The organism is Pseudoalteromonas sp. SR44-5 (assembly GCF_014163675.1).
In the GTDB taxonomy this organism is placed as follows: domain Bacteria; phylum Pseudomonadota; class Gammaproteobacteria; order Enterobacterales; family Alteromonadaceae; genus Pseudoalteromonas; species Pseudoalteromonas rhizosphaerae.
The window spans coordinates 47,545-57,623 of sequence record NZ_JACJDT010000030.1 but is presented as its reverse complement, the minus strand read 5'-3'; the positions used below and the strand labels follow the sequence as shown (position 1 = coordinate 57,623).

Genomic DNA, 10,079 nt, shown 5'->3' with positions numbered 1-10,079 from the left:
AATAGACTTGTTGTACAATAATCAACCCTGACAAAGTTATAACAAGAGTAAATGGTAGTAACACAACACCAGTTAAATTGTGCAGATCTAAATTAGCTCTGCTGAACTTACGAAATAAACGTAAAGAAAAAAAATCGGTAAATATTCGCCGATGAATAACAATGCCTGAAACTAACAGACAGAGCATTGCAATACTTGCAACCCCTACCAGCCATGCACCTAAATCATCTTTACGCAGCGTCAAGTTATGATGAAAAGGGTAAATAAAACTACTAGCATTAGGTCTATTCGCTTTTGTTAATGGTGCAAGCGTAACTGGATGAAAATACTCCCGAACATGGCGACGAGGCTTTTTATATGAAGCCGCTTTGATTACATATGGTATACGCTCACGCGGTAACACAATTGTCCAGTAAGCAGCTCCATTTTGCTGCTCACTCAATGGCTGAATAATATCTTTATCTACCGATAACGAAGATGTCACTTTCATTAAGTTAATGCGAGTATCTGGCATCATCCAGCGGTCTATTTCTTTGTCAAATACAGACAAAGTGCCAGTCCAAAATATTGCAAAAATAAGCCCACTTAAAATCAGCCCCACCCATGTATGAACAGGACCCATTCTTACTCGTATGTTAAGCTTTGCGTTTACTGCTTTTCTACTCATGCGCAAGACCAATTAATCAACCAGTCTCTAAACCATGTCGTTGTTAATGTGCAAGTAACGTCACATGGCATATTCAATAAAAAAGATGGAGTGTTTAAAAAGCTTACAGCCATAATCATTTTTCCAATTCGCTATAAGCCGTAATCAAAACAACACTTTCATGTTCATGAAGTAACTACGTCCACGCTCTGAAAACCTAAAAGCGCCAGTGTCTTCACGTACTTTAAAACGCTTTGCATCTGTAAAATTATCAATTGTGAAATTTAGACTAAGCCACTTATTAACGTCATAACTCAATCCAATATCTAAAGTCGCTAAATCTTTTTCACTTTTATCAACCGAGTTACGATCAAAATCAACTCGGGTAATTTGCCCTTCATAATTCGCTCTTATGTAACTAGATAACTTATCGGTTGGATAATAATTAAGGACAACGGAACCGGTGTGATCAGGAACACCAACTAACGAATTACCATCTAATTGCGCCAGAGTATCGCCAAAAGGGCGCGCGCCTGCAGGTGTATTAATAACAACATTACTGGCATCTATGGAAGAATCGGTATAGGTATAGTTAATTTTCAGCGCCAACTTTTCAGCTATATCCCAATTTCCCTCTAACTCAATACCTTGAATTGTTGCTCCATCAGCATTAAGCCACGTAGCCCAAGCTGGACATTCCTGCGAACCGACACTCCCAGAGTCGCAATACGCTGCAATAACGCCGTCATTGCCATCACTAAAGTAGTAAGATTGCGTGCTGAGTATTTTATTGGTGAAATCGTTGTAGAAAAAAGTTGTGCCAAAACTCAGGTTTTTATTGTTGTTATACATAGCACTAACCTCATAGTTGGTGCTTTTTTCTGGTTTTAAGTTTGGATTACCCATGATCACAAATTGATCATTACCGCCGCCGCGTGATGAGCCCGTAGTTTCATCAATTTGAGTGATTTTTGGACTTTTATAGCCCGTTGCAATACCGCCTTTAAAAGTTAAGTTTTCACTATAATTAAAAACAAAATAAGCACGTGGGGAAGTATGTTTGCCAAAAAATTCATTGTCAGTTAATCGAGCGCCTAACGTTAAATATAACTTTTGGCTAATAAGCTCCCACTCATCTTCAGTAAAAATAGCCCAATCAGTGACCTTTCTTGTGCCAAAACTACCTGAATGACCTCCGCCCAAATCACTATTGGCTTGTTCATCGTTAGTCCACTGCAAACCCGTAGTTATAAGGTGACGACCAAAACCGGTTAAAAAGCGCGCATCGGCAACTTTATTTTCCGAACTTGTGGTAAATTCGTAAGTTTTTGGATAACGATATCTTTCATAACTTTCTTGGTAATATTTGACTTCTAAATCACCCAGCTCAAAACGCTTATTGTAGGTTATACCCCAAGAGTCTCGTGTCCACTCTCGATCAACAGCGGACCGACTTGTTTGTTTTAACACGCCACCAGGATTGCTGGTATAACGCTGCTTTGAGGTTGAAAAATCAAATGTTAAATCGGTATCTTGATTGGCTATAAGGTTTAACTTACCGCCTAAAGTACGCTTTTGAGATTCTTGGTAACCGCCTAAATATTTATCCTCATCTTGCAGTATTTCACTACCCCATAAAGAAACACCCATAGTGTTTTTAATAATCGGCCCAGATAAGTAAAAATCCGCTTGGCGTTTATTCGACATCACACCACTATCAGGCGCTTGAAAGCCATACCCTACGCTGCCGCCCCATTTTTCAGGCGTTTTTTTGGTAATAATATTAATTACCCCACCCATAGCATCACTACCATATAGCGAGCTCATTGGCCCGCGAACAACCTCAACACGGTCAATAACTGATACCGGTGGTATGAAACTGCTATCTAGATCTTCATTATTTAATTCTCTTGGGTTAGCTGTTTCTGAGCGAACGCGTTTTCCGTCAACCAATACCAATGTGTACCCTTTAGGCATGCCCCTAATTGATATACCACTATTAGCACCTGAGCCAACAACGTTAACACCTGGCACTTCATTAGTAATATCTTGTAAAGAACTAAACGGGCGCTTTTCCAGAGTATCATTTGAAAGCACGCTAATACTTGCCGGTGAATTTTTGATTTCTTGAGAATATCCTGCAGCAGTCGTTACCGTTATTGGCCCTAAAGACAACGGCTGACTGTTAGTTTTGGCCTTTACTTTCTCTAACGTTACCGCATTTGTAGTGACAAACCGGTAACGTATATTAGTGCCAGACAATAAAACATTAAGCGCTTGAGCTGGGGTCAAATCACCTTTAACTTCAGCAGACATATACTGTGCTGTCGGTATCCCCGTGTATAAAACCTGAACGTTAGTAATAGCAGAAAAATCAGTAATAGCCTTTGACAATACTTTAGCTTCAAGATCAAATTGATAGCGTGCTGCGTGCTGGTGAGCAGTATTTTCAACTTGCGGTTTAACTGCAGTATTAGCCTGCAGTGAATGACTGGCTATGAACGCCAAGGTTAGTATTGAAAACAACCCAATACGTTTATTAACACGAAAATCCATTAAGCGCCCTTTAGTAAAAGTAATACGAATAATTTACACCTACAATTAAGACGTATCTCACTCACACTTTCCCCCAGTGCGGTTAAAAAAAATTATGCAGCTATTACAGCCAGAAAGAATTTAACTAGGGTGTGCGCTATTTGAAAGGTAAGAAAGAGGAGAAAAACTAACGCTTATTTAACCTGATCTTTAGTCAAGTTATTCACTCACACATTAATTTATTGTATTAATATTCGTTTTACTCTCAAGCCGGAGATAAATTTATTATTCGAAGTTCAGGTTCTTTAGTGCAACATGACTAAATAATCAGTTAGGCGAGTTTGTTTTAACGCTAAGGTTTCAGTGATCATTTCCAACGCAGCATCGGGGTCATTAATAGAAAACACACCACTAATCTGCAAATTATTAACTGAATCATCAGTAATAATTATTTTCCCTTTACGATAACGATTCAGTTTAGCAACAACCTCACTAAGCGCAGCGCTGTAAAAAACAAGCTGCCCACGCTGCCAAGCATTAACCACTGCTGCATCAAATTCACTAACGGCGCCAATGCCCGTTGAAAAAAGCTTAGCTTGTTGATTTGCAGATAAGTTTTTCCTAAGTTTTCTAGCTTGATTCGACGTCAGTGCAACGCTTCCTTCAAACAGACTGACAGTGGCTGAGTCGCTATACAAACTAACATTAAATTGAGTGCCAGTAACAGTGACCGTCCCTTGTGTTGTATTTACCACAAAAGGGCGTTCACTATTTTTAGCAACATTAAATCTAGCCTCGCCTTGAAGCAATACCACTTCCCGTAACTGTTTGGTATAATTAACTTTAATTGCGCTATTAGTATTAAGGATAATTTCGCTATTATCATCCAGTTGCACAACTTTTTGCTCACCAACGTTACTGTAATAGTCACTTTGTAAGCGCAGCGGCCAGTTTTGTTGCCAACCAACACCTGCTATAGCAACAAAAAGCGCAACACTTGCAACGGCTGCATAAAATGGCCGTGATACACGCTTAATGAAGGTTTTTTGAACGGTTGGCTCTAATATTAAATCGTTTTCAGATAGTTCCGAGTGCGTCAGTACATCCCATAACGAACTCATATCATCGTATGCTACCCGATGTAAAGGGTCTGCAAGTAGCCAAGTATTGAACTGTGCTTTTAACTGACAGCCTTGTGATTCTTGAAGATCACTGTCGTGCATGCGGGCATGCCATACTGAAGCTTGCTCTAAGATAGCCTCCGGTATCTCAGCTGTATACTTACTTGCCATCTCAACCATACTGATTAAGCCTTACAAAAATACAACTTAACAAAAAGCAAATACCAATCAGAAAGTTTATTATAAAAATAACTTTTACTTGGTTGACCAACTTGATAAATGCGTAGTTAAAAATCGTTAAAATGGGTGAATAAATAAAAAAACTCAAACCTGTCGCCCCGCCTCTCGCAAGCATTGACGACAATGAACCATAGCTTTTGCAATGTGCTTTTCAACCGTTTTAATACTGATACCCAATATCTGCGATATTTCTCGCATTGTTAGTCCTTGCCTGCGATAAAGTATAAATACTTCTCGGCATTTGTCTGGTAATTCGGCTATGGCCTGCTCTAATACAGCCAGTTGTTGTTTAGAAATTAATACATCAGTATGTGTAGGGGAAGGGCAAGCCACTTGCTCACATTGCCTTTGCTCTTGAGGCGACACTATTTGCGCTTGCCACTGCTGGGCTGTTTGTTGTTGACGAAATTGATCTACCAGCAGATTACTAGCCATGCGATATAAGTAAGCTTTTGGGTTACTGGGTAACTCAATATGCGTATTAACAGCACGTAGCCATGTTTCCTGAACGACTTCCTCTGCAACGTCAACAGAACCCGCACGCAAGCGAATGTGTTTTACAAGCTCACCATAATAAGTCTCAACGGCTTGTGCTAAGGTTTGAAAAGGAAATGAAGCCAAGGTCTACTACTCACCTTAAATGCAATGTTTCGTCAATAAACGCTAATAATAACTTTTTGCATTAGCAGATGTAAAGAACTCCAGCAATTAAAGGCCATACATAAGCAACAGTAGCTTACCCACTTATGCTTATGTATTTAACTATTTTGGCATTACTTACCTTTGCCTCGCCAGCCGCTCCATACATCATCTATATCATCGGCTTTATTTCTGTTCTTTTTCTTACCAGTACCTTCAGGCTTGGCCATTGGCTTGTCATTTTTAAGCGCCTCGGCGGCATCAAGGTTGGCTTGGTTTACGGCAAAGCCTGTTACTTCTTCACGCTCTAGGCGTAGTTTGTTTTTCTTTTCGATAATTTTAAAGTGATGAAAGTCTTCATAATCAATCAGTGATAACGCTAAACCTACTTCACCAGCACGGCCACTTCGGCCAATGCGGTGCATGTAATCAGCAGGGCTACGCGGTAAGTTAAAGTTAATCACTACTGGCAGTTTGGCAATATCTAAACCACGGGCCGCAATATCCGTGGCTATTAGTACTTCTATTTCGCCATTTTTAAACTTTTCGATTACCCGAGTACGTTCACTTTGGCCTTTATCGCCATGGAATACTTGCGCATTAACGCCACGTTTTTCGAGCTTACTGGCTAAGTGCTCACAATCTTTTTTAGCGTTTACAAAAATCAGTGCTTGGCGCCATTGCTGCTGTTTAATTAAATGCGCTAAAACCGTAGTTTTCTCGCCTTTATTAACCGTAAATACGCGCTGTACTAAGGTGCTTTCGTCTTTACTTTGAACTTGTATTTCAACCGGATTATTTAACAGCTCTTGCGTTAAAAGCGTTACTTGCTCTGGGAAAGTCGCAGAAAACAACATGGTTTGCTTTTTAGCAGGCATAAGCGCTAATAAATTAGCCAATTCTTCGGTAAAGCCAAGGCTTAACATGCGATCGGCTTCATCAAGCACCAATGTACTTACTTTATCGAGCTTAATCGCATTGCTTGAGATTAAATCGAGCAAGCGACCTGGGGTTGCCACAATAATATCGGCGCCACCACGAAGTGCCTGCATTTGGGTATTAACCGACACACCACCAAATACCGCCACGGTTTTAATCGCGCCATTAAAGTTTGCAGCGTATGATTTAACGCTATCAGCCACCTGCACTGCCAGCTCGCGTGTAGGCACTAAAATAAGCCCCGTTACAAAGTTACCTTTACTCGCTGCTTTTTTAGCGCCTTGCTCTAAAAATAGGGTTTGTAGCATAGGCAAAGCAAAGGTCGCTGTTTTACCAGAGCCGGTATTCGCCCCTGCAATTAAGTCACTGCCCGCCAAAATACTTGGAATTGCTTTTGCCTGAATCGGCGTAGGCTGGGTGTATTCAAGATCAGACAATCGAGCAATTAGCTCTGGGATAAGGCCAAGTTCGTTGAAATTACTAGGATTTGCGGCTGAGGTCATAAAAGGTGCGGGCTCATTACTAAAAATAGCCTGCAATTTTAGCGTATTTATTGCCCGTTAAGTAGAGATTAGTGATTTAAATGTAGTTTAGGTAACAGCTGAGCGCTTCGAGCTACAAATTACGAGCAGGTTTGTGATTTTTGTAAACTCGGATTTATCCCGCGCTTTTATTATTATGTTTAGAATAATCTTTTTAAACAAAGTATTTGGCTATGTTCCCAAGCTTTGTTGCAAAATAAAATCTGTAAGCCAGTAATTTGAAATTCCAGCCCCTTTAGAGCGGAGCTGGATTAAGTTTATTGATCTTTATTTATGTTAACTCCAGCGAATATCATGCTTACTTTTGGGCTTTGCTAATAGGGCGCAACACGACAATGGCCATTCCGAATAATAAGGTAGCAAGAATTACCATTCCTATTGCTCCAAAACTGTAAGCAAACCCTGCGATTCCAGACCAAATAGCGACACCAATATGCATCATGGTGATTCCCATAGACATTAATACGCCACGATGAGTTACCGATAATTCAGCGATATAGCTTTGTAAGGCCGGCGATCCGATCCCACCTGCCATCGACCAAAACGCTAACAACAAAAGCAGAATAGCCCAATGCTCTGTGGGATAAGAATAAAACCCGACACTAACAAGCAAACATACAATCAAAGCAACTCTCATTATTTGACGTCCATTGCCAAAACGCTGCATCAAACGGGGCATCAACATATTGCCAATCACACTTATTACCCCCAAAATGGCATATAAGCTCCCCACTAACCACATTGATACATTTAAGCTGTCACGTAAGTGCTGGCCAATAAGATTAAACAAACCAATACCGCCACCGAGACCAAAGCACATAGCAAGCAAGGCGCCTGCCGCACCTGGAATCGCCCATATTTTAACAGGTTGCTCTTTACTTATGTTTTGTGGACTCACCTTTTCAACTGGTAATTTGTTAGCAGCTAGTATTCCAAGTAAAGCAGCTACACACCAAGCACAAACTCCAAGAACGATAAATGCAGCGCGCCAAGAAAGCCATTCAGCTAAAATAGCTCCCACTGCAGGGCTCGCTATCATACCCAGAGTAAGGCCAGCTTGAACCCAAGCAATCCGTTTTACAGCATCTGCACCTGAAGAATCAGCGGCAATTGCAAAGGCAATAGGTAGCATACCTGCACTGGCAAGCCCTGTAAGTACTCGGGTCGTTAATCCCCATTCAAATGTATCTACTAATCCGGTCGCAATCGACGCAGCACCAAATAGCAATGCCGCAGGTAATAGCACCCACAAACGACCATGGCGATCAGATAATGCTCCCAATACAGGTGCAACCATTGCCAAAGCCACACTGTAAGCTGTAATAAATAAAGTGACCCGCTCTGGCTCAACTCCTAAATCGTTACCGATTGGAATCAAGATTGGCCCTAGCATCAGTTCATCCGCGCCCACTAAAAAAGCAATAAAGAATAATAATATTTTTAATAACATAGCATTTAACCTTTCACTACTTCTGCATATTGGGTATTAATAATAGATTGAATGTCCACTATTCGGTCTGGCCAATCAGCAACAAAGCTCTGCTCGTGTGAAACGATAATCACTGTTCCAGTGTATTCCATCAAGGCTTGTTTAAGTGCAGCTTTTACTTCCATATCTAAATGTGTTGTCGGTTCATCAAGCACTAATAAATTAGTCGGTTTTAATGCTAAACAACATAGCTTTACTTTAGTTTGCTCACCACCACTTAGCGATTCAATGGGCTGTATTGCTAATTTCCCCGCCACACCAAAACGCGCAAGCTGCTCTCTTGCGGTCTTATCATCCAACCCATCGCACACCGATTTGAGCAAATTTACCGGTGTCGCTTCAGGATAAGACCAATACAACTCTTGCTCAAAATAACCCAACTGCAAAACAGGTGATAATGCAATCACTCCCGATAATGGTGCTAATTCTCCGACTAAGGTTTTTAATAACGTTGATTTACCAATACCATTAAAACCTGTAATCACCACTTTTTCGCCACGCATAATAGTAAGAGAAATCGCTGGCAATAATGGCCTAGAGTAACCAATTACCAGATCCAATGTTTTAAGCATCTCTTGCGCATTAGAGGTTGAGCTTCTAAACATAAACGTTATTGGCTTATTTTGCTTAGGAGGCACCAGCCGTTCGATACGTGTTAGTTGTTTTTTGCGCCCATTAGCAATGCTGGCATTCACTCCAGCTCCATTTTTTGCAATGAACAGCTCCAACTTATCGATATGCTTTTTTTGAGCTTGGTATTGCTTAATATAAGCCGCATCATCATTGGCTTTCTGAGCCATAGACTTTGCCACATTACCTTTGTATTTTCGGATAGTTTGTCTATCTATATCGCATATATTAGTTGCGATACTATTCAAGAAGGCTTGATCGTGTGAAACCACCATAAACGCACCTTCAAACTCATTTAAGTACTCTGTTAGCCACTTAATATGTATAACATCTAAATAGTTAGTAGGCTCATCCAACAAAAGCACATCAGGTAAAAGTAATAATATCCTCGCCAACATCACCTTATGACGCTGTCCACCACTTAATTTAGCAAGTTGAGTCTGCATTCCAAATGCCGTGATCCCGAGCCCTTCAGCCATAGCATTAATTTTATTATCGATCACATAAAATGACTGACTTTCTAACTTTGTCTGGATCATTGCAGCTCGATTAAGCTGGCTTTGCTGAGTACTTTTTTTTGAGCAAGCATAAATATCTAACATTTGCGCTTCGAGTAAATACAGCTCAGAAAATGCTGTTCGCAAATAATCATATACCGAGAGCAAATCATTCATTTGAGCATGCTGATCAAGATAGCCAATTTTAATTGCAGGTTGCCAAATAATATCGCCCTCATCAGGTAATAACTCTGCTTGAAGCAGTTTAAGTAGGGTGCTTTTACCTACACCATTTGCACCGGTTACACCAACATGCTCACCAGCTAAAAGAGTAAACTCAGCATTTTGATATAAAGCTTTATCACCAATGTGGTAAGTAACACTTTTTAAATTTAATAAACTCATTGTTTTTACACCAAAAAAACGAGGGGCGGTATATGACATACCGGCCCCTCGTTTCAAGAATCATCGAAACTTTGTTTATGATTTTTTCTAACCATCAAAAACAAAAAAGGCCGACGATGAAGTTCATCGTCGGCCTTTTTCTGTAATGATCAGATACAACTACCCCTCCCTTATTTTAGAGGGATCACGTTATACCTGATGAAGATTCAGAAAACATCAAGCTCCGAGCAACACTTCATCGTGATAGTGCGCGGAGCAAAGCCTCCTGACAAAGTTCTTGAATAAGATGTAAAACATTACAGATAACTATAAAATTGAATAGTGCGGATTCTAGCTAAATATCTTTTTTCGGTCAATAGTTGAGCTGCGACGTATCCAAAGTATGCCTCTTTTACA

7 protein-coding genes are annotated in these 10,079 nt (G+C 40.4%); all 7 read right to left on the bottom strand.

Annotated elements, in window-relative coordinates; translation table 11 throughout:
• On the bottom strand, positions 1-667 hold a 667-nt coding region (locus H5154_RS15315), incomplete at its 3' end, for a PepSY domain-containing protein (RefSeq protein ID WP_182718832.1).
• Positions 668-811: 144 nt separating this feature from the next.
• Positions 812-3,202, bottom strand: a complete 2,391-nt coding sequence (locus H5154_RS15310) for a TonB-dependent receptor (protein WP_182718831.1) — start codon at positions 3,200-3,202, stop codon at positions 812-814.
• Between the two features lie 284 nt (positions 3,203-3,486).
• Complete coding sequence (locus H5154_RS15305; protein WP_182718830.1) at positions 3,487-4,482, bottom strand: FecR family protein; 996 nt, start codon at positions 4,480-4,482, stop codon at positions 3,487-3,489.
• Between the two features lie 144 nt (positions 4,483-4,626).
• Positions 4,627-5,163 carry an RNA polymerase sigma factor gene (locus tag H5154_RS15300; RefSeq protein ID WP_182718829.1) on the bottom strand — a complete coding sequence of 179 codons (537 nt, stop codon included), beginning with the start codon at positions 5,161-5,163 and terminating at the stop codon, positions 4,627-4,629.
• 152 nt (positions 5,164-5,315) lie between these two features.
• A complete protein-coding gene (locus H5154_RS15295) occupies positions 5,316-6,623 on the bottom strand; it encodes a DEAD/DEAH box helicase (RefSeq protein ID WP_182718828.1) in 1,308 nt (435 codons plus the stop codon).
• Between the two features lie 337 nt (positions 6,624-6,960).
• Positions 6,961-8,112 (bottom strand): MFS transporter, encoded by a 1,152-nt coding sequence (locus H5154_RS15290; protein ID WP_182718827.1) that lies wholly within the window; start codon positions 8,110-8,112, stop codon positions 6,961-6,963.
• A 5-nt stretch (positions 8,113-8,117) separates the two neighbouring features.
• On the bottom strand, positions 8,118-9,722 hold the full coding sequence (locus H5154_RS15285) for an ABC-F family ATP-binding cassette domain-containing protein (RefSeq protein ID WP_259398521.1): 1,605 nt from the start codon (positions 9,720-9,722) through the stop codon (positions 8,118-8,120).
• Between the last annotated feature and the right edge of the window lie 357 nt (positions 9,723-10,079).

What these genes read in the sequence shown, in the direction of transcription:
- H5154_RS15295 (WP_182718828.1), bottom strand. Translation starts at nt 6,623, where the DNA reads ATGACCTCAGCCGCAAATCCTAGTAATTTCAACGAACTTGGCCTTATC.
- H5154_RS15305 (WP_182718830.1), bottom strand. Translation starts at nt 4,482, where the DNA reads ATGGTTGAGATGGCAAGTAAGTATACAGCTGAGATACCGGAGGCTATC.
- H5154_RS15310 (WP_182718831.1), bottom strand. Translation starts at nt 3,202, where the DNA reads ATGGATTTTCGTGTTAATAAACGTATTGGGTTGTTTTCAATACTAACC.
- H5154_RS15290 (WP_182718827.1), bottom strand. Translation starts at nt 8,112, where the DNA reads ATGTTATTAAAAATATTATTATTCTTTATTGCTTTTTTAGTGGGCGCG.
- H5154_RS15285 (WP_259398521.1), bottom strand. Translation starts at nt 9,722, where the DNA reads ATGTCATATACCGCCCCTCGTTTTTTTGGTGTAAAAACAATGAGTTTA.